Annotated in this window: 16 protein-coding genes; 10 read left to right on the forward strand and 6 right to left on the reverse strand. The window is 41.2% G+C overall.

Annotation, left to right across the window (positions count from 1 at the left end; all coding sequences use genetic code 11):
- Nucleotide 1: 1 nt before the first annotated feature.
- The 4 genes from A6E04_RS10030 to A6E04_RS10045 all read right to left on the reverse strand — a co-directional run bounded on the left by A6E04_RS10030 (nt 2) and on the right by A6E04_RS10045 (nt 5686).
- A complete protein-coding gene (locus tag A6E04_RS10030) occupies nt 2-970 on the reverse strand; it encodes an XdhC family protein (protein ID WP_065611173.1) in 969 nt (322 codons plus the stop codon).
- Between the two features lie 78 nt (nt 971-1048).
- Nucleotides 1049-2305, reverse strand: coding sequence for a cytochrome c (locus A6E04_RS10035; protein ID WP_065611174.1), 1257 nt, complete (start codon nt 2303-2305; stop codon nt 1049-1051).
- Complete coding sequence (locus A6E04_RS10040) at nt 2305-2838, reverse strand: (2Fe-2S)-binding protein (RefSeq protein WP_017022575.1); 534 nt, start codon at nt 2836-2838, stop codon at nt 2305-2307. Before A6E04_RS10040 ends, A6E04_RS10035 begins: the two co-directional genes overlap by 1 nt.
- On the reverse strand, nt 2828-5686 hold the full coding sequence (locus A6E04_RS10045; protein WP_065611176.1) for a xanthine dehydrogenase family protein molybdopterin-binding subunit: 2859 nt from the start codon (nt 5684-5686) through the stop codon (nt 2828-2830). The genes A6E04_RS10040 and A6E04_RS10045 overlap by 11 nt, the downstream gene beginning before the upstream one ends.
- Before the next feature lie 552 nt (nt 5687-6238).
- Here A6E04_RS10045 and ggt point away from each other — a divergent pair.
- A complete protein-coding gene (gene ggt, locus A6E04_RS10050; protein WP_065611178.1) occupies nt 6239-7993 on the forward strand; it encodes a gamma-glutamyltransferase in 1755 nt (584 codons plus the stop codon).
- Nucleotides 7994-8182: 189 nt separating this feature from the next.
- Complete coding sequence (locus A6E04_RS10055; RefSeq protein WP_065611180.1) at nt 8183-9277, forward strand: YdcF family protein; 1095 nt, start codon at nt 8183-8185, stop codon at nt 9275-9277.
- A gap of 114 nt (nt 9278-9391) precedes the next feature.
- Here the strand turns inward: A6E04_RS10055 and napF are convergent, their stop codons facing one another.
- Both napF and A6E04_RS10065 read right to left on the reverse strand, forming a co-directional pair.
- Complete coding sequence (gene napF, locus A6E04_RS10060; RefSeq protein ID WP_065611183.1) at nt 9392-9946, reverse strand: ferredoxin-type protein NapF; 555 nt, start codon at nt 9944-9946, stop codon at nt 9392-9394.
- Nucleotides 9946-10530: a molecular chaperone TorD family protein gene (locus tag A6E04_RS10065; RefSeq protein ID WP_023602698.1), complete on the reverse strand. Its 585-nt coding sequence runs from the start codon at nt 10528-10530 to the stop codon at nt 9946-9948. The genes napF and A6E04_RS10065 overlap by 1 nt, the downstream gene beginning before the upstream one ends.
- Before the next feature lie 342 nt (nt 10531-10872).
- On the opposite strand from A6E04_RS10065, the gene A6E04_RS10070 reads away from it, so the two are divergent.
- From A6E04_RS10070 to A6E04_RS10105, 8 genes are all read left to right on the forward strand, one after another.
- Nucleotides 10873-13317, forward strand: a complete 2445-nt coding sequence (locus tag A6E04_RS10070) for a DmsA/YnfE/YnfF family dimethyl sulfoxide reductase (RefSeq protein WP_065611185.1) — start codon at nt 10873-10875, stop codon at nt 13315-13317.
- Between the two features lie 10 nt (nt 13318-13327).
- On the forward strand, nt 13328-13942 hold the full coding sequence (locus A6E04_RS10075) for a DMSO/selenate family reductase complex B subunit (RefSeq protein WP_017022568.1): 615 nt from the start codon (nt 13328-13330) through the stop codon (nt 13940-13942).
- Between the two features lies 1 nt (nt 13943).
- Nucleotides 13944-14789 (forward strand): dimethyl sulfoxide reductase anchor subunit family protein, encoded by an 846-nt coding sequence (locus A6E04_RS10080; RefSeq protein ID WP_017022567.1) that lies wholly within the window; start codon nt 13944-13946, stop codon nt 14787-14789.
- 350 nt (nt 14790-15139) lie between these two features.
- Nucleotides 15140-15667, forward strand: coding sequence for a pilus assembly FimT family protein (locus A6E04_RS10085; RefSeq protein ID WP_017022566.1), 528 nt, complete (start codon nt 15140-15142; stop codon nt 15665-15667).
- Nucleotides 15657-16259 (forward strand): hypothetical protein, encoded by a 603-nt coding sequence (locus A6E04_RS10090; RefSeq protein WP_017022565.1) that lies wholly within the window; start codon nt 15657-15659, stop codon nt 16257-16259. The genes A6E04_RS10085 and A6E04_RS10090 overlap by 11 nt, the downstream gene beginning before the upstream one ends.
- Nucleotides 16259-17056, forward strand: coding sequence for a PulJ/GspJ family protein (locus A6E04_RS10095; protein WP_065611187.1), 798 nt, complete (start codon nt 16259-16261; stop codon nt 17054-17056). The genes A6E04_RS10090 and A6E04_RS10095 overlap by 1 nt, the downstream gene beginning before the upstream one ends.
- The gene (locus tag A6E04_RS10100; protein WP_065611189.1) at nt 17028-17459 is read left to right on the forward strand and encodes an MSHA biogenesis protein MshP; all 432 of its coding nucleotides are present in this window, start codon (nt 17028-17030) and stop codon (nt 17457-17459) included. Before A6E04_RS10095 ends, A6E04_RS10100 begins: the two co-directional genes overlap by 29 nt.
- Nucleotides 17449-21864 (forward strand): DUF6701 domain-containing protein, encoded by a 4416-nt coding sequence (locus tag A6E04_RS10105; protein WP_065611191.1) that lies wholly within the window; start codon nt 17449-17451, stop codon nt 21862-21864. The genes A6E04_RS10100 and A6E04_RS10105 overlap by 11 nt, the downstream gene beginning before the upstream one ends.
- Nucleotides 21865-21916: the final 52 nt, after the last annotated feature.

The raw sequence follows: 21916 nt of genomic DNA on the forward strand, positions 1-21916 counted from the left end.
CTTACCTTTGTAAATAACGCTGCTGAGTGACATGAGCAAGAATGGATAAGGCGATTTCCATGGGGGTTTTACTGCCAATATCCAGCCCTATTGGGGCATGTAATTTGGCGATGTCTTGTTCTGATAATTCACAGATACGCTGTAAACGCTCTTTCCTCTTAACACTGTTATTGTGAGAGCCCATTGCCCCAAGATAAAATGCATCCGATTCAAATGCCGTCATCAATCCAACATCATCAATCCGAGGATCATGAGCTAAAGCCAATATTGCAGTTGTACTCGTCGTCTTTTCTTCAACAAACATATCGGGAGATCGCCAACAAACATCCACGCCGCCGACATCAGAGGTAAAATGCCACGATGCTGCAAGCTCTTCACGCATATCACATATTTGAACTTTATAACCCGCCAGTAAACCTAATTTTGCCACTAAATAACTGACTTCACCGATACCTAGAATCAATAATTGCCATACTTGACTGTAATTACACATGATCTCATGCTCATTAATATCAATACTTTGTTCATTAAAATTCGTATCAACATTCACCTCATAATGTTCAGAACGCCGACTGATGACTCGCTGATAAGCCACTTTATTCTTTGCCGCACCTAACCATTCTGTCAGATGATGTATCGTCTCGGTTGTAGGTCTAAGGCATTCAACAATTAATTCTATTGTCCCACCACAAGGCAGTTCTAATACTTTCCCACTGGATAAATCATTACCATAAGTAAACAAACTTACGTTCTCTGTAAAATGCCCTTTGGCTAACATTTTTACAAACTCGTCTTCTAAGCAACCGCCAGAAATAGACCCCGAACGAACATGACCATCAGTGGAAAATAAAGATCCTATCGGCCGAGGAGAAGACCCATAAGTCGCTGAAATCGTACATAACCACACGGTTTTATCTTGCGCCAACCATTTCACTGTTTTCTGAATAACATCAATATCACTAAACTGCATATCACCCAACCAAATTGGCTATAACGTAAAATAAAAAGGCGAATAGCGTTTCATTCTATTCGCCCTTGTCGATATTAATTAATGTAAATCAACTTTCATGTTTTCACGAATTGTCGACATATCTAAGGTCGTCATATCACCCGCTTGTTCGCTCCAAGTCACCCGTAAATAATTAATCAAATCTTTCATTTCTTCATCATTTAATTCTGTTGCATAGCTTGGCATCGCATAAAAACTCGAGGTGACTTTATAGTGTTGCCCCTCAATGCCATTTAATAATATGGATGCCACATTGTAGGGACTCTTTCTATCAATCGTCGCATTTCCGGCCATAGCAGGCGTCACATTCGGTACTCCGCTACCCTCTTGGCCATGGCAACCCGCACAATACGCCATATAAGTTTTATAACCTGGTAATGCTTTATCATGCCCTTTATTGGTTAATGCCTTCGCTTTTATATCATCGTCATTATCAAGTAAATACGTTGATACTGACCTTAAATCTTCTTCTGTTAATTTACTGTAACTGTGGTAAACCACGGGGTACATTCCCCCAAAAACCGTTCCTTTACGCGAGTAACCATTGACAAACAAATTGGTTAGATCGTCGTGTGTCCAGTTTTGCCTATTAAGCTCTTCAGGCGTAATATTAGGCGCTTCAAAGCTTCCTAACACTTCCCCCTCAAAGTGTTTGTCTTGCTCCATCGCAAAAACAACATTACGGGGAGTATGACATTCGCCACAATGGCCTAACACATTGACAAGGTAGTCGCCTCTGTTCCAGCGTTCACTTTTAGTCGGATTTGGTTTGAAATGTTCGTCTTTATTATTGAGTAAATTCCATCCCTTCAAACCCATTCGAATATTAAAGGGAAAACTGATCCCCAACTCTTTATTTTCTTTATTTACGGGTTTCACTTGCATGAAATACGCATACAATGCTTTGGTGTCTTCATCAGATAATCCATGATACGAAGTGTACGGCATTGCAGGGTATAAATTTCCTTTTGGAGCAACCCCGTTATGCATCACATCATAAAAATCATCGTAACTATAGTTACCAATCCCCGTTTCTTTGTCTGATGTAATGTTTGTGGAATATACAATGCCAAATGGAGTATCAAAAGGTAATCCGCCAGCAAACTCTTGTCCACCAACCTCGGTATGACAGGCTACGCAATCCCCTATTTTAACCAAATAGGCTCCTTGTTCTATCGCCTCTACTGTGTCTTTTTCTGCGGCGGCATGTACGTTAACCGTTAATAATAATGCTGAAAAAAAAGAAACAACAGGCATTAATATACTCTTCGGGGTTCTTCGTTTAGATACATTCATTACACCGTTAATCCTTTTGTATTTAAAATTAAGTCACGAACTCCTTCGTAATATTTAACATAGCCCGTGCAGCGACAAATATGATCATTGAGAGCTTCTTCAATCACGCTTTCCACTTGATCTTTGGCAATCGGTTTCTTTTCTAAACGCTCGATTAATGCGGTGGTTTCATTAATAAATCCAGAAGTACACCATCCACATTGGAACGAGAAATGCTCCAAAAATGTTTTTTGTACTGGCGTTAATTTGGTAATTTCGCCCGCTGAATTTCGTTCGGCATGCCCTTCGATAGTACGAATTTTTTTGCCTTCAAAACGCTCAACCCCATTAATGCAAGTACGAACCACTTCACTTACGCCATTCTTTCCTTCAACAATGACAGTACATGCATGACATACACCGACACCACAACCAAACTTAGTCCCCGTGAGATTTAAATATTCATGTAAGAACTCAATCATCATGGTGCCTTCAGCAACATCAACAGCACCTGTTGACTTATCGTTCACGGTCATCTGGATTTTAACTGTCATGTAATGCACCTTTAATTTTCATTGCTGTCATTGGTAAATCATAAAATCGGACATTCGTCGCTTGATACACCGCTTCCACTAACGCAGGTACAATCGGGATCATCACCACTTCGCCAATCCCTTTACTTGGGTCTGTTTTAGACAGTGGAGGCAAAATGGTATGGCTTTGATTCCATACTCCCACCTGTTTTGCTTTTGGAACGTGATAACGATTTAAATTCCAAGTCCCATTGCCTGCCCCTTCTTCTAACGGCGGAAGTTCTTCATATAACGCATGACCGATCCCCATCGCTAAACCACCTTGAATTTGCCCTTCAACAAGCTCATTCACAATCACTTTTCCCGCTTCTAACCACGTATGGCTATTAAGAATATCAACCTCACCCGTTGATTCATTCACAGAGACTTCAACAATCGTTGCACAAGGCGCATAGTAAGTAACCATTGCATTATTCAGCTCTGCTTTTGGGTAGAACATGTTGGAACGAGTCAAAAGGTGGAATCCGTTTGATCCCATTAACGCCTTGCGTTCTTTTGATGCGCCTTCACCATATTGAACCGCCAAACCGTCGGCTTCTATGTGTATGCTATTACCTAACACCTCAAAATCAGCATCTGCCCACGCCCAACGATTAAAGGCATGAACCATTGCCCCTGTGACTAACCCATTTTTGTGTGCGTATTCAGCTAACATAGATAAAGGCAAAGCAGGATAACCAGCGGCACTTAGTTTACCCTCAGTCCATTCACCCGCACTTGAATCATCAAGATTAGTATTGGCGTATGAACTGTTAAAGAAGTTCTTTTTCCAAATCGCCACTGCGGCAGGCCACAACGCATGTTCATAAATAACATTGGCGGCAAGACGAGTCGCGTGCGTTTGATAAAAAGCAGACATGGACGCAGATGATGCCATTCCTTTTACAGGCGTCCATCGTGGGTCTGGCGTCATTTCATCTTGCTGATCTTGAGAAATGAAATACGGGTTATACGTTTGGAACTGTTCTAGTGCATCCCAAATATCAGTCTCTGCCAACCTAACAACATTAGCACGACGACCTAATTCATCACTCACAACTTCGGCTTGTGATGTTTGCGTTCCGGTCCCCATTTCCATAGAGCAAATATCGACTTCAATTTTCCCTTCTTTTGTCAGAAAAACAGCGGCACTCGGCGCTGCCGCCCCCGTTCCATAGTCTTTAGTTACTATTCCAAAACCAACCCCGTATTTTTTACCCGGGTTTTGTGCATCAAAATTCTGCTTAGCCGCCGCTTGATTAACCCAAATAGGATGATTTATTGCCGATTCTAAAATCTCTTGATAACGTAAAGCCCCATTTGGTATTGCACCTTGTGTATTACGCTGACCAGACACCATTACATTTGCTTGTCTCAATTTAATCGCATCAACACCGAGATCTGACGCCATTTCATTCATCATTGATTCCATCGTTGCCATCGATTGCAAAGTACCGTAGCCACGCATAGAGCCACTTGTCGGATTTGCTGACGCATGAGCCACCGCTTTGATGTCATTTTTCGGAATGTAATAAATGCCTTGCATCCCTGTCGCACCCACCATAGTGACAGATCCAGTAAAATTGACTCGCCCACCACCATCAACGTCTATATCTGATTTAAGCGCTTGTATTTTTAGTGTTTTTTTATCAACCGCTAAACGATTATTCATTTTGAATGGATGACGTTTTAGGCCTGATTGAAATTGTTCAAAACGATTGTTTGCGACATGAATTGGCTTGTCTGAATACATCGCCGCGACAAGACCATAATAAGGAAAGATCGAGTGATCTTTTGCACCAAAGCCACCGCCAATAAAGGGCGAATGAACCACAAGGTGTTTCACTTTTCCTTTTAACGGACTGCTCGCTAGCATATGTACTGCTTGCTCTTGGAAATCTTGCGGAGACTGGCTGGTGATCACGGTATGGAACGTGCCCTCTTTAGGGTCAAACCAACCATTAAACGCTTCTGGTTCTAGCATCATTGGTTCAATAATTTGAGTGGTGTACTCTTTTTCAAGCACGAGCCAATCTTCATTCTTTTTGTGTTCTGTTATTTCATTATTAATTTCATTCGCGTAATACATCCCACGCTCAGACACATCACCATTCACATTTTTTAGTGTCGGCCATATCGCTTTATGCACTTTATAATTAGGAAAGAAAATACCGTCCTGCAATGGACTGTATTTATCTTCATCATTAGGATTATCGCCTTCAACACGAATTATTCGCCAGCTACTTTGGGGATCAGAACTTGCGGAGAAATAAGGGGTTTCTTTGCCGTATTGAACCACATTAAGACCAAACTCAAGCATCGATTTGGCTTTTTTATACGCAGGAAAATCATCAAATAATAAAATAGCGACAGCATGACCAAAATAATGCGCAGTTTGCCCTTCACTAAGCAACATATCTGCACCAAAAAAAACAGGTAACTCTATGCTGTCTTTACGCAAGTCATCGGCAGTAATCACCTTACTGGGTTGTGCATTCGCGGGCAAAGACGACAGATCAATGCCAGTGAACACATGAGTCGCATCACTTGCTCGTAAAATAAAACCATACCCTTGTTGGTCTGGCCATCCCGGCATATCTATGGCTCGATAATCTCGCCCATAAATTTTTTCGCCAGTCACTTTCGCTACGCCATCTAATCTAAATTTAGGCGTCTCACCATCATGCCATTCGCGTAATAATTCAGGTGACAATATTGATGATTCGACGCTGCCCATCTTGGCTAATAAAGGCGCAGAATACACAGCGACACCACCAATAACGCAGCGTTTAATAAAAGATCGTCGAGTTGAACTTAGATTTAATTCCATTTTTTATGATGCCGTTTAATATTCTAGATACTTTAAAGCTAGCATATAATATAAAAAAGAGACCAATAAATAGCCGATTGGTGAAGCCAGATCTCGTCCTTGTAACATTTACCTATCACTCATTATGCAGCTAGAGAGAAAACGCGAAATCAATTTAATTAATTCATAATCAATAAGTTAACTGGTTAATATTTGTAATCAAAGCATTTAATTTGATTATTCCCCTTCACAGGCACGTTTCCCCCATCAAATTTATCTGCATTTTAATTAACTATTATCCAACATATTGCCATCATTATAATGACTTAGAAAAATCCCTCCATGTCGCTTCGTCATACCTAACGACGATGACATTCACGTCTGCTCATTATTCATAATCAAATCGGTAATAGGATGACAAATTCACTCTATTTTATCGTTTAAAATGTGAGCACAAACCAAGAACAATCACGACTCATTCGACAGCCCTCTCTTCCTCTGCCAATCTTTCCCTGCTTTAATTTTTTAGATCGACTTTTACCTACCTCCAATTGATACGATTAAGGAATATCTATGCAGTGGAACGCATCAACTCTCGCGTTATTGATTTCAGCCTCACTTATTACTCCAGCCTCGTTCGCCACACAAAGTACTGATAATATTGCCCCCGAAGCCGCAACAGGTCTTACTCAACAGAATTTGGTTGAGGGAAAAGAGTGGATGATCGCTTCTGCTAACCCTTATGCAAGTGAAGCCGGCGCTGAAATGCTACGTAAAGGCGGTAACGCGATTGATGCCATGGTCGCCACGCAATTGGTATTAGGATTGGTCGAACCGCAATCATCAGGGATCGGCGGTGGTGCATTTTTGGTTTATTGGGATGCAAAAAAGAAAGCCCTTACCACCTTTGATGGTAGAGAAACGGCACCATTAGAAGTAACACCACAACTTTTTCAAGATGATAAAGGCCAGCCACTGAAATTTTATGATGCCGTTGTTGGCGGTCGTTCAGTAGGCACTCCGGGAACCATAAAATTGATGTGGGATACTCATCAAAAATTGGGCAAACTAGATTGGAAAACACTCTTTGAACCGGCCATAAAACTCGCTAAAGACGGATTTACGGTGAGCCCACGTTTAGCGACTTTAGTGAAGAATGATCAAGAATATCTACAACGTTCTCCAGCCGCTAAAGCCTACTTCTTCAACCAAGACGGCTCTCCGATCACGGCAGGACAAGATCTTAAAAATCCAGATTACGCAAAAACGCTGCAAGCCATTTCAGATAACGGAGCGGTGGCCTTCTATCAAGGTGATATTGCCAAACGTATTGTAAATACCGTCAGAAATGAAACCGCTAACCCCGGCGTCCTTAATCTTATTGATTTCACCGCGTATCAAGTAAAAGAACGTGAGCCCGTGTGTGCGCCTTATCGCCAATACTCTATTTGTGGTATGGGTCCTCCGAGTTCAGGGGCGTTAACTCTGGGACAAATACTGGGTATGTTAAGTCATTACCCCCTATCAGACATGGGTAAAGACGATGTACAGAGTTGGAAATTACTTGGTGATGCTTCGCGTTTAGCGTTCGCTGACCGAGGAAAATACATGGCCGACAGTGATTATGTGCCAATGCCAACACAAGGATTATTAGATACCGATTACTTAGAAAAACGCGCTGAATTACTCAAAGGGAAAGAGGCATTAACGGAAACCTCGGCAGGCTCACCACCTTGGTCTTATGCCAACAATTACGCATTAGATGAAGCGATTGAATTGCCTTCAACCAGTCATTTCTCCATTGTCGATAAAGACCGTAATGTGGTTTCAATTACCACGACCATCGAGAATGGCTTTGGCTCTCGTTTAATGGTCGGCGGTTTCTTATTAAATAATGAATTAACCGATTTCTCTTTCCGCAGCCAAATTGATGGCGTACCTATTGCCAACCGCATTGAACCGGGGAAACGTCCACGTTCATCTATGGCACCCACCATTGTCATGGAAAACAACAAACCTTACATGGCGATTGGCTCTCCGGGTGGCAGTCAAATTATCGGATATGTGGCAAAAACATTGGTCGCTCATCTTGATTGGGGCCTTAACCTACAACAAGCCATTGACTTACCAAATATGAACAATCGCTTTGGGGCATTTGAAATTGAAAAAGACACAGCAGCAGAGGCGTGGGGTCCTAAACTAGAAAAACTCGGGTTTACGATCCAAGTAAAAGAGTTAAATTCAGGGGTCCAAGCCATTAAATTACAAGGTGACTCATTAATTGGTGCGGCAGATCCTCGTCGAGAAGGAAAAGTCATCGCTCAATAAACCACAGTAAAGTGTAACAACCTCATTAAAGTAGGGTATTTTTCGCCCTACTTTTCTTATCTCATGTGATGCTAGTTCATACTATTGGCATTCTGTTCACATCAATAAAACTGAATACGATTGCGGTCACAATACCCATCATTATCAACCTTTAGGATAACGTCATTGTTGAACACTTTGGAATGAATAATGAAACGTACTCTATTAACCCTTTCACTTGCAGTTATCTTCTCTGGCTCACTTTATTCTGCAAATGTTGATGCGGCTTTAGACACCGTGCAACCACAAGCTGACTACACAGAAATGACGTCACAACGTCAAGTGGTTGATCAGCTACTTAATGATGCTTATCAAGTCTTCAAAAACCCATCTCGTATTTCTCATGCAGGGTTCACGGCAAAAATGCCAAGCAATATGGAGATGATCACCAATCGTCTGCTTGAAGCTTATCAACTTGAACCTTACAGAACCGATTTACTTTTCTCTGCCGCCAATGCTCAAATTTATAACAGCAATGTTGATCGTGCAATTGAACTTTTCACGCAAATTTTAACCGTCGCTCCTGATGATGTCGATGCACATTCTTACTTAGTGATTTGGCAAAATTTTAAAGGCAACAAAAGTGAAGTCGGTCGTCATTTAAATGCACTTGAATCACTGAATCCGGGTCGTGTTGCTGATTTGAAAAAAATCATGTCTACCGTAGACAGAATTGTTGCCACACCACTTAGCAATACCATCAAAAAGCAAGCTAAAGGAAACAACGCCATTATCACCTTGGGTTACGCCCTTAATCCTGATGGCAGCATGAACCCTATTTTAATTGACCGCTTAAATGCCACATTAGACATGGCGAAAAAGAACCCTGATGCTTACATTGTCGTCACCGGTGGGGTGCCTAAAAACCACAAAACCGAAGGCAAATTAATGGCCGATTGGTTAGTAAAAAATGGCATTGATTCATCTCGAATCATTGAAGATAACTACGCACGAAGCACGGTAGAAAATGCGCTGTACGGCAGTTATGCGTTGGCTCGACACAAGATTGATCACGCTACCATTATAAGCTCAGCAAGCCATGTACGCCGTGGGCAAACTTTATTTGAAGTAGCAAGCTGGCACACCGGCCCTAAAGGGATCACATTTGATACTTATTCTGCTAATGATAAGCCATTAGAAGAATTAAAAGTTCCTACCGATGGTGAATTACTGGGTATCTACCGCGATGCATTACGTGTTTATGGCATGTGGAGCTACCGCTCATATCCATTAGAGCAGCGTTAATTGCAATAAATCGCTTATCTAATGATAAATAAAAAAGGTGACCTATTATATGGGTCACCTTTTTTGCTAATTATGCATTTTATGCCTGAATTCAAGACGGCTAATGATTTGGTATTAAGGCATAACAAACGCCATTTGTACCGCACCAATAAAGCACGCTGAGCGACACAAACCACAACCATCGCATAAGGAAGTGTCTACCTTCGGTAATTTTCTTAGTTCAATTACAATCGCCTTTTGTGGACAAGCATCAGCACACACCTCACAACCGCCAGAAAGCTTATTATTACAACTTGACGTAAATTGTGGTTTCAGGTTGATCATTCTATTTTGATCACTTAATGCGCCTGAACTACACACCGATTTACACTCACCACAGTAGGTGCAATGATTGTAATCCAAATTAAGTTGGGGACGATTATCAACCATTTCGATAATATGCTGAGTACATACAGAGCTGCATTTATCGCACGATTGACACAACTCAAGAAACACCCCCTCATCCACCGCATAAGGAGGGCGAGGAACGCTTGGCTTCACTGTATTTTGAGATGACTCTTTTAACGACTTATTTGCCCCAGACAATAGCCCACGAAATAATCCTCGGCGACTGACTGTATTATACTCTAAATAAGAACGATAATAGTTTTCATCTCTTTTATCTTTCATTAAAAATACAGCTTATAATTATGCGGTATTATATTTAACTCTTTCTGTAATAACGCTAACCATTCAAAAGCAACGCAAGCTAACGAGGTGTATATTTCTGTTTTCCCATTTTTCTTTACTAATTCTAAATAATGGTATGCCCAAGGTAATAAATGCTCCGATAATAATTCTATTATTATTTCTTCATTTTTATCTTGTTCAATCATCATCGCCATTGCGAGTAAAGAAAGTCCAAACTGATCTTCTGGTTCTCTCATTCCTGTATTTAATTCAATATCGTTAGCTAATAAAAACTGACGAAATCGCAATGTAGAATCACCAAAGATGACTTGCTCTCTATCTAAATACACAGATCCCCAAGGCGGAGCAGGCATCACATCACAACCTTCAAACAAGGCTTGAAAGTCGCTGTTAATGTCACCTTTTGAAGTAGATTCATAGGCTTGAATGAAATCAGAAAATCCAGTTTCATTCAGATCTTCACTGTTTTTTATCGCCTCTATGTATTGCACATTATTCTGGTGGCTTAATGGGTAATAGAAAAAACTTCCTAATAATTTGGCAACAACAATTACATTTTCCATAAAATCTCATTACATAAATAATGTTAACTAATTAAGGAAAGCCTACGCTAAGGCTTATTTTTTTAATTTGTTCTGACGCAACTTTTATATCAGTTATGAATTTAAATTTCGCCAGTAATCACAATTAATAATTCTCTTAATAGTGAGATTAACCCCAAAAATTGAGAATATATATTCATTCGTTTACTGCAGTTACTTTTATTGATCAAAAACAAAGTTCACTACTGATAAAAAAGAAACTATACATGAGTACCTATAAGTAGGTAGTTAATCGGAATGATAATAGTTTTCATATAAACAAAATATATCATCGTGCAGATATAATATAGAGAATGTCGAGCCATGAAATTAAAATTAAAACAATTATTAACACCAAAAATCAGTCGTCGTAACTTCGTTAAGTCGGGATCGGTTCTTGGTGGTTTTGCTGCAATTACGAGTGGAATTACTCTCCCTTTTGCATCACGTTCAGCCAATGCAGAGACGCCAACACTTCCTACTGAAGACAAAGTAGTGTGGAGCGCATGTACAGTGAACTGTGGTAGCCGTTGCCCACTTCGTATGCACGTCTCTGATGGTGAAATTAAGTGGGTTGAAACCGATAATACTGGTAACGACGAATATGGAAATCATCAAGTAAGAGCCTGTTTACGAGGGCGCTCTATGCGTCGTCGTGTTTATAATCCTGACCGTTTAAAATACCCAATGAAGCGTATTGGCGCCCGTGGAGAAGGTAAATTTAAACGCATCACTTGGGATGAAGCTTTTACTGAAATCGCTGGTAACATTAACCGCATTAAAAAAGAATACGGCAACGAAGCTATTTACCTAAACTACGGTACGGGTACATTAGGCGGTACAGTCACTAAATCATGGCCTCCGGGTGGCAGTTTAATTGCCCGTTTAATGAATTTAAATGGCGGTTACTTAAACCATTATGGTGATTACTCTTCTGCACAAATTGCTGAGGGTTTAAGTCACACGTATGGGGGTTGGGCAAACAACAACTCACCATCCGATTTAGAAAACACGAAACTTATCGTTCAGTTTGGTAATAACCCTGCTGAAACTCGTATGTCTGGTGGCGGTGTTATTCATCACTTCATGGAAGGCAAAGAAAGATCAAACGCGCGTTTAATCGTGATTGATCCTCGTTATACCGATACTGCTGGTGGTCGTGAAGATCAGTGGATCCCTATTCGTCCCGGTACTGATACCGCATTCATTGCAGCAATGGCGCATGTGATGATCGAAGAAGAGCTGATTGACCAAGCGTTCTTAGACACATACTGCGTAGGCTTTGATTCAACAACATTGCCAAAATCAGCACCGGCAAACAGTGATTATAAATCATACATCCTTGGTTTAGGCGCGGATGGTGTAGAAAAAACACCAAAATGGGCATCAACAATCACTGGTATCCCTGAAGACATTATCATCAAAACGGCTCGTGAAATTGGCTCAACAAAACCTTGTGCCATTATTCAAGGTTGGGGGATCCAACGTACTGCCAATGGTGAAATCGCTTCTCGTGCTATCGCAATGCTGTCGTTATTAACGGGTAATGTGGGCATTAATGGCGGTGGCAGTGGTGCTCGTGAAGGCAGTTCAAGCATTCCGTTTGTACGTTTCCCTACACTACAAAATCCTATTGAAACCTCTATTCCAATGTTCCTTTGGACCGATGCGATTATTCGTGGTCCAGAAATGACAGCAATCAAAGATGGTATTCGCGGTAAAGATAAGCTCGATGTGCCTATCAAGTTTATTTGGAACTACGCAGGCAACTGTATTATCAACCAACACTCTGATATCAACCGCACGCACACCATCTTACAAGATGATAAAGCCTGTGAAATGATCGTTGTTGTCGATAACCACATGACCTCATCGGCGAAATACGCCGATATCGTATTACCGGATTTAACAACCTCTGAGCAATCTGATTTCTGTATGGATGCCTCTGCCGGTAATATGCCTTATTTCATTTTTGCCTCTCAAGCCATCAAACCTCAATTTGAAGCAAAAAGCATCTATGACATTTGTACTGGCCTTGCCGATAAATTAGGTGTGAAAGAAGCCTTTACTGAAGAACGAGATCAAGAAGGATGGTTACGTCATCTTTACCAATTAACTCGCGCTCAAGATCCAAGTCTTCCTGAATTTGATGCAATGCGAGAGCAAGGGATCTACAAACGCAAAGTAGAAGAACATTACGTCGCTTATAAAGAGTTTCGTAATGATCCTGAAGCAAACCCGCTCTCTACGCCATCAGGAAAAATTGAAATTTATTCTGAAAAACTGGCCGAACTCGCAAGTACATGGACATTAGAAAGCGATGAAGTGATTCATCCTCTGCCTATCTATGTCCCTAACTTCGAAGGGTATGAAGATTCAAAAACGGGTAACTATCCTCTGCAATTAACTGGCTTCCATTATAAAGCTCGTGCGCACTCAACCTACGGGAACGTAAGTCTACTAAAAGACGCGGCACCGCAAGAAATGTGGATGAACCCAATGGATGCACAAGGCCGAGGCATCAAAAATGGCGATTTAATCCGTATTTTTAATGACCGTGGTGAATTGCACATTGCTGTAAAAGTCACTCCGCGCATGATGCCAGGTGTTGTTGCATTAGGTGAAGGCGCTTGGTATGCACCAGATGGACAAAAAGTGGACCACGGTGGTTGTATCAACGTACTGACAACACAACGCCCTAGCCCATTGGCAAAAGGCAATCCACAGCACACCAACTTGGTGGATGTACAACTGGTTAAAAAGGCATAAGGGTTAAATAATGAAACAATACGGCTTTTATATCGATTCAAGTAAGTGTACTGGTTGTAAAACATGCCAACTTTCTTGTAAAGACAACAAAGATTTAGATGTGGGTGTTAACTTTCGTCGTGTCTATGAATACGCAGGAGGTGATTGGCTAAAAGAAGGCGAAATTTATCGCCAAAGCGTCTATTCATACTACCTTTCAATTGCGTGTAATCATTGTGATGAACCCGCTTGTACTAAAGTATGTCCATCAGGTGCGATGCACAAACGTGAAGATGGCTTTGTTGTGGTTGACGAAGAAATCTGTATCGGCTGTAAATACTGCACCATGGCATGCCCTTATGGTGCCCCTCAGTACAATGAAGAAAAAGGTCACATGACGAAATGTGATGGTTGTTATGAGCGTGTTGGCCAAGGCTTAGAACCAATTTGTGTGGGATCTTGTCCATTACGCGCATTAGAGTTCGGCCCAATTGCTGAACTGCGTGAAAAATACGGCACGAATGCCGATGTCGCACCATTACCATCATCATTGATTACAAAGCCTAACATTGTAATTAAACCGAACCGTAATGCTCGTCCAACTGACGATAAAACCGGTCACCTAGCAAATCCGAAGGAGGTATAACATGGCTTGGCATGAATGGCCGTTGATTTTATTCACGGTACTCTCACAAACTGCTGTCGGTGCTTTCTTAGTATTAGGCTGTGTGACCTTAAGTGGTAAGTTATCACAAGATGAAGACACACGCTTACACCGTAATATGTTCTTCCTTTGGGTATTAATGGGCCTTGGTTTAATGGCGTCAATAATGCACCTCGGTAGCCCATTTAGGGCATTTAATGCACTTAATCGTGTTGGTAGTTCATGGCTATCAAATGAAATATTTGCGTCTAGTGTATTCTTTGCGGCTGGCGGTTTTTACTGGTTATTAAAAGTCATGAAGAAGGGCTCTGAAGGTGTTCATAAATCGTTGTTGCTGATTTCAATGTTGGTTGGTGTTGGGTTCATGTACGCGATGATTAAGGTATACCTTATCAATACGGTACCGACATGGAACAGCGCTTACACTCCATTGATGTTCGTTTTAACCATGACAATTTCAGGTCTGTTTTTTGCTCATACACTCCTTGTCGGAACAAAACATAAGCATCGTGACCTAGACAATACGCTGCCAACATTTGCTGCGATAGCCTTAGCAATTAGCTTAATAGTAACAATTAGCCAAATGATCGAATTAAGCCATATTAGCTCAGCGATTGTTGCCGCATCCGATTTAATCCCAAATATGATGACGCTGCAAATTCTTCGTATTGGTTTATTATTTGCTGGCTTTGCGTTGATGTTTGCTCCTCGCTTAATCTCAAGTAAACCATCATTACCAATGATGCTGTTAAGCTTTGGTTGTGTATTGATCTCTGAATTAATCAACCGCGGTGTCTTTTACGGATTACACATGTCTATAGGCATGTAATTCGTTCTTAAAACACATCCAATTTAATGGCAATAATGATTTTTCATTGTTGCCATTTTTATTTAATCATTAACATAAATCGCTGACATCCAACAATAAACGATCCACCACGTTGAATATTTTCATTGGCTTTTACCCATTTCTATGAGTTCAAATGAAACAGAAAAAACATTCATCAAATTTATTTAGTTTTACTCGCAAATAATCACCATGAATACAGGCTTGCTTTACATTGCATATACATAAAAATAAGAAATAACCTACTTAGTTAGCTCTTATTTCACTTCTATTAAAAACTTTTATCCGTACACTCTCCCTTCTTCATACGGTTAATATTTTGTAACGAAAAAATGCCTCGTAACCATACACATGGATTTACTTTGATTGAGCTCATTACGGTTATCGTTTTGATCTCAATTGTTTCTCTTAGTGCTAACAGCTATTTCTCTGGAATTAGTAGTGTTTCTGCACAAACGTTGAAAACAGAATTACTCCACTCTCTGCGTTTAACGCAAATTCGAGCAATGAATCGAAATGGCTATTGCAACCGTTGGTTGGTTGACGCTCACAGAGCACAGCAGATCAGTCTCGACCAATTATCAGGCCATTGTTCAACCGCGTTTCCTAATACCCAAAAGAATGATGAATATCTTGAAAACCAAGACGTCACTTATGTCGCTGCGTTATCAAACTATGATGCCGAATTTGCATTGCAAGTGGACTCAAACTTCATCACGTTAACATCTCCTTATGCTTTAGATTTTGATTCAATGGGAAGAGTGCGCCAGTGCCAAGATAATCGATGCAAAATTTTCATTTATGGTAAATCAACTCAGCAGATATGCATTGAAACAGAAGGCTATATTCATGCGTGCTAATCAGCAAACAGGCTTCAGTTTACTCTCTATTATTCTCTCGATTATTCTCATTAGTTTTGCCCTAATGACATTGACCATTCTTCTTTTTCCTCGCGCTGAAGACAGTGTAAAACTCATTCATTCAACCAAAGCCTCTGAATTAGGTGCCGCGGTAATGGATGAAATCATTGGGCGTAAATACGATGAAAACAGTGGCCCTAATGGTGGGATCCCTGAGTGCAACAGCCAATCAGGCAAGATTTGCTCCCTCGCGAAAACAAAAGTCATTAATGGCACACCTCAATGTGACGATAGCTTAGGTAAAACCTGCTTAGGACCAGACCCCGACGAAATCATTAATGGTGTCCCTGATCGAGCCTTATTTAATGATGTTGATGACTTTGATGGCTTATCTGGCAGTGTTAAAAATGTCTTAGGTGATGATTTAGGCGATATTTACCCTAATTTCTCCATTTCAATTTCTGTGTTTTATGACGCAAATTTAGATGCTATCCCCGATAAGGTCAGTGGAAACAGTAAACGTATCGTGGTTGATGTGATTGATCCAAGCGGCCAACATTATTTGTTCTCCGTCATTAGAGGGAATTTCTAATGCGTCGTATATCGAATGGCTTCACGCTGATTGAAATGATCATCTCAATCGTATTGCTTGCGGTCGTTGGCCTCTCTCTAGGCGCCATCATCCAACAAAGCATGACCATGTATGCAAGCACAACCGATCGCGAAGAATTACTGCTTCAAGGACGCTTTGTGACTGAACGCATGCACAAAGAAATCCGTGACGCGGTGCCAAACAGCTTACAAGTCAACACGGCCACCACATGCATTGAATGGCTTCCCGTTATCAATACCGCGGTTTATGAAGATTTACCATTGGCTCCAATGCATTCAGATAGCTTGCGATTACTGCCAGAACGAACCTTAAATGCAGGGGATCACCTCGTTGTGATGCCAATATCGGCAACAGAGTTATTAGCACCACCCACATCGTCAGACAAAAACCGAGTGGCTGAAGTCGCACAAAATATTCCTTTTATCGCAGGTGATGGCGCAAGAATGGTAAACGTGCCCTTAACTCAAGAAACCACCTTTCAAGCCAATTCACCAGCGCATCGCTTATATGTCTATCGAACGCCTCTTGCTTATTGCTTAGAGGGGACTCAATTGTATCGATATTCCGATTATCCATTATCTCGTACGTCCCTTTCTCCCGCGGCATTAGTCAATGGAAAGCGTCAATTGATGGCGGAAAATATAAAGAGTGCTGATTTTGACGTTCTACATCCCTCGCTAGTGCGCAATGGATTAGTGAAACTGCAATTTATCTTTAGTGATAATAATGAAGAGGTGAGATTGGACCATGATGTTCTTATCTTCAACACGCCCTAGCCGCTCACAAGGTTCCGCTTTAATTCTTACGGTTTTCATTCTTGTGGTTGTGGCTTTTCTTGCCTTGATGATGATGAAAAATCAACTAAAAGTAAGCACTCATACCGTAACAGCCGTGATGGGAACTCGAACAAATATGGCAGCGCAATCTGCGATACAAATGGACATTAGTGCATTTTATATGTCAAACGCAGGCAGCTGTTTTACGGCTCAAAAAGCCCCTGTTACCTATAATTTTAAAGGCGATGGGTTATCCCAATGCAGAGCAACCGTTACGTGTTCAACCAATGGCACGTTAGATTCAGGGGTTGTTGTACATCAACTCGAAAGCACTGCTCAATGTAAATTTGGCTCCACCACCTTACAGCGTATTATTGAAGTAGGTATTCGCGATGCAAATTAATTTGTCTTCAAAAGTTTCTCTTGTTTCACTGGCTTTTGGTTTATGTATGATGTCTTTGACAGTACAGGCCTTTCAAAATATTGATCGTGATACTTATTTTCCTGGTATTGCTCAAGGGCACAGAAGTAGTAATGAATATTGTCCAGGATCCCAATTAGAGCTCAATGGGGCTGTCAAAATTAATGAAACTCAAGGCAATCGCTTACATTTTTGTTCAAGCAACAAAGGGGCAGGCTTACCTAATGATAGTTGTGATGACGGGGCTGGTGGTTATCAAGCTTGTGAAATTACAGGCTACAACGTGCCTTCTTTAGCGCTAGGCACGTTTCAAATAGAACCAATCAATAGAAACAAAGTATGTAATTCAGGAAGCAAAGAATATAAAGCAAAAAAATACAACCATGTCGAAATCCGTAACACTTGCCAAGCACGCCTTAGCAATCCAAATAAAGTAATCTACATAACGAAATTAGATCTTGAAGATGATGCAAAGCTCACGCTCACCTCTGGGGATTATTGGGTTCAACAAATCTCAACAAGTGGCGATGCTCATATCAGCATTTCTGGTGACGTTCGTTTATTTGTTCATGATAATTTACTTCTCAATAACGATACAAAAATCACCCTTGAACAAGATGCGTCGTTCACCATTGTTGGCTTTAATAACATACAATTAAATGATAATTCATCCTTAGAAGGAGACGTGTATGCAAATCACCTTCTTTCACTCAATAATAACAGTTCAATTCTCGGCCGTGTAACGAGCAAAAAATTGTTCATGGAAGGATCGAGTCGAATTAATAACGCCACAATACCGCCAGATCCAACGCCACACCCTGTTTTATCTCTTCGTTTAGATGAAGATTATTGGAATGGAACTTATGGTGAAGTCATCGACAGTTCTGGAAATGGGTTTAACGGTACGACTAAAAATTCACCACAACCGAAAAAAGACAACCCCGCTCTTCCTGTTGATTTCAACAAGCTAGGAACCTGTGGCTACGGTGACTTTAACCATAACCAAGCGCAATACATTGAAGTCCCTCACAACAGTAAACTCTCTAATGAAGATGTCATCACCGTCAGTGCATGGATAAACCCAAGATCATACCCACGAAATGATCTTTACACCATTGTATCTAAAAATGGCAATTACGAATTTCACCTCAATGCTCGTGGACAAGTCAATTGGTACTGGGAATTAAAAAACACCAACTACACAATGAACCTGACGACTAGAGAAAGTATTCCAAAAAATCAGTGGTCTCATGTCGCTATTCGTTACAATGCTCACAGTCGAGACAAAGCCACTATTTTCATTAACGGACAAGAGAAAGGTGCCATTGTTGAAAATGTATCACCATTAAAGCACTTAAAAGAAAATACTCAGCCTGTTCAAATTGGTAATGATTACGATTTATCCCGTACTTTTGATGGCTTAATCGATGAAGTGAATGTCTTTGACCAAGCGCTTAGTAACCAACAAATAGTGCAACTGTACGAGCAAAGACACCCTTGCCCTGACAATGTACTGCCCACCTGTTATGAAGACAATTTTAATAACGGCAACTTAAACACAAACTGGATAACGAGCGCCAGTAGCGGTCACTTTATCCCAAGAATCATTAATGGGCGCTTGCAACTAACACAAGCGGTAAGAGCACAATCCACCGCATCGTCTTACCAATACCTTTACCCTGCGCTTGGCAACAAGATTGAGGTCGAATTTGATTACATGGCGTATGGCCACAGTAATGGTGCCGATGGTCTTGCTATCGTATTCTCTGACGCTAACATCACTCCACAAGCGGGGGCATTTGGTGGTCCTTTAGGCTACGGATTTAAAAATAACTCAGAAGCCGTAAAACCTGGTTTCACGGGAGGTTGGCTCGGTATTGGTCTCGATGAATACGGTAACTATTCTAAAGAAGGCGGGTCAAGAAACCATAACTCGAATTCGACCTCTCAATCTGTGGTACTTCGTGGATCTGGTCAACATTATTCAGGCTATAACTACATTAGCGGTAATCGAGTCAGTCCGGACATCGACAATAATAACGGCAACAGTCAAACACACCGTTACCGTATTACTATCGATTCAAGAAATAATAATACGGCCAATGTCACCGTGGAACGAAGTGTTCAATGGAAAGGAGATAGCCCTCGATTTAGTACCATCATTGGTCCAATTAACGTATTAAGTAATCAATATAACCAAGCCGCGATTCCTGAAAACTTCATCATGTCACTGACTGGCTCGACGGGTCAGTTATACAATACGCATGAGATCGATAATTTTAAAGTCTGTGCCTTATATTCCAAACCAATGGGACAACAAATTGATCACTTTGAATTTAACCATCCCGGTCAAGGCTCAACCTGTGATGTGTCAGATGTCACTTTACGAGCGTGCGCCGACGCCTCATGTTCGACTTTATTTACCGACGAGGTAGACGTCACGTTAAACACTTCAAATTTAGGGGGTGACGGTTACTGGTTAAATGGCAATAACATCACCATGCGTAACGGGGTTGCTAATTTATCCATAGGAAAACAAACCCAAGGAAATGTAACCCTTGGAGTGGTGAGCTCTGAGCCATCAACCAAACCATTCAGTCAAACCCTGTGCAGCATTAATGGCCAATCACTCAGTGAGAACAATTGTTCGTTGTCATTCAAACCTGAAGGACTAACGGTGATCGTGCCAGATAAGCAAGCGAACAAGCCCGTAATAGCGACAATCAAGGGTTGTGGTAGCAGCTTCTATGGCGCCAAAAACCTCCAAGTATGGTCTGATTACATTAATCCAACAGCGGCGCATATTATTGGCTCACCAAAGGTGTCTGTTGTCTCGAATAATGCATGGAAAACCATCAGTACCACAGAATCCTCAGCAACGGCAGTGACCTTAAATTTCATTAACAATGAAGCTCGTTTGCCTTTGAATTATTCGGATGCAGGACAATTGCAATTAAACGTAAAGCACACCTTACCTCAACAACAAACAATCAAAGGCAGCGATGCTTTTGTAAGCTTCCCCGTTGGATTGAGTGCGTACGTTTCGAATGCCAACAACTCAACCGCCAACAGTACCTGTTTGTCTGAAAATATTACTTGTCGCGTGTTCGCTCATGCGGCGGAAGAATTTAACTTAAACGTGACTGCTCGCGCATGGGAATCAGATACTGACACCAACATTTCAAACAATCTAAGCACCCCAAATTATGCTCAGAGTATGTTGTTATTGGATCACACCTTAATTGCTCCTTCAGCACTTTCTGGTGGAAATCTCGGGAATCTGCTCACGAATGTTTATGATCATGTTGCCTCAAACGGCAGTATTAATCGCATTAAAGAAAGCATCAGTGAAGTGGGTGTGTTTGATATTACCGTCACGCCACCAGAGGGTTACCTTGGCAGTAACGCTTTTACAATAAAACCCGCCTCAACAGGGTCAATTGGTCGATTTACGCCAGCCTATTTTTCAATGTTTGCCGAACAACCTAGCATTACGGATACCTGTAAAACCTATACCTACATGGGGCAAACTTTTATGTTTGATGATCTCCCTACGCTTGAGTTAACGCCGTTATCTCAAACTGGCGGTCAACTACAGAACTACAGCATTGACACATGGTGGCGATACCACAATAACTGGGATTTACGAACTTATGTCGCAGCACCATCAGGCATTGAAGTGATTGATAGCGATAGCCCTTCTATTCTTGGTATTCAAGCCGGTATGGCCAAACCCGGAAAAATAGTTAAGCTTTATAAGCAAAATAAAATGCAGCTACAAGAGGCAGAATTGCGCTATAACAAACCGTTTGCACCGCACTCACCAACGTTAGACAGCATTACGTTAGCGTTAACCGCTGAGGATCTAAAAGACTTAGACAATATCTGCTATAAACTGAATGCCGCAGGAAATTGCCTAGATTACACGTTCCCAGCAACCTCATCTCACCGCCAAGAATGGGGACGCATTACCATGGAAGATTCTTATGGTTCAGATCTCACCCCGCTTGAATCAAGGATCAGAACTGAGTCTTATGTGGGAGGACGATTTGAACAAAATACAGACACCTGTACCGTGCTTGATTTATCTAACTTCACTTTTGATGTCGGCACTAACCCTGCTGCATTACCTGTAGGAAAAGGCACGACTTCGGCAAGTTTGAGTGATACAGATGTCACTAATGGAGTCACAAGCATGACCTTTTCTGCCCCTGGTAATGGCAATCAAGGACAAATAATACCGACCTTGTCGCTATTGACCCTACCTTGGTTGCAGCAAGATGCCGATCAAAACGATTCTTTTGAAAGCACCATCAAAGCACTCATTCATTTTGGTATTTACCGAGGAAGTGATCGTATTATATGGAGCCGTGAACAACTTAATTAAGTGCTACTATACGTATGTTTGTTTAACGGCATAAACACCACATAATAATGAA

The sequence above is a fragment of the Aliivibrio logei genome, from assembly GCF_001691055.1.
GTDB lineage: Bacteria > Pseudomonadota > Gammaproteobacteria > Enterobacterales > Vibrionaceae > Aliivibrio > Aliivibrio salmonicida.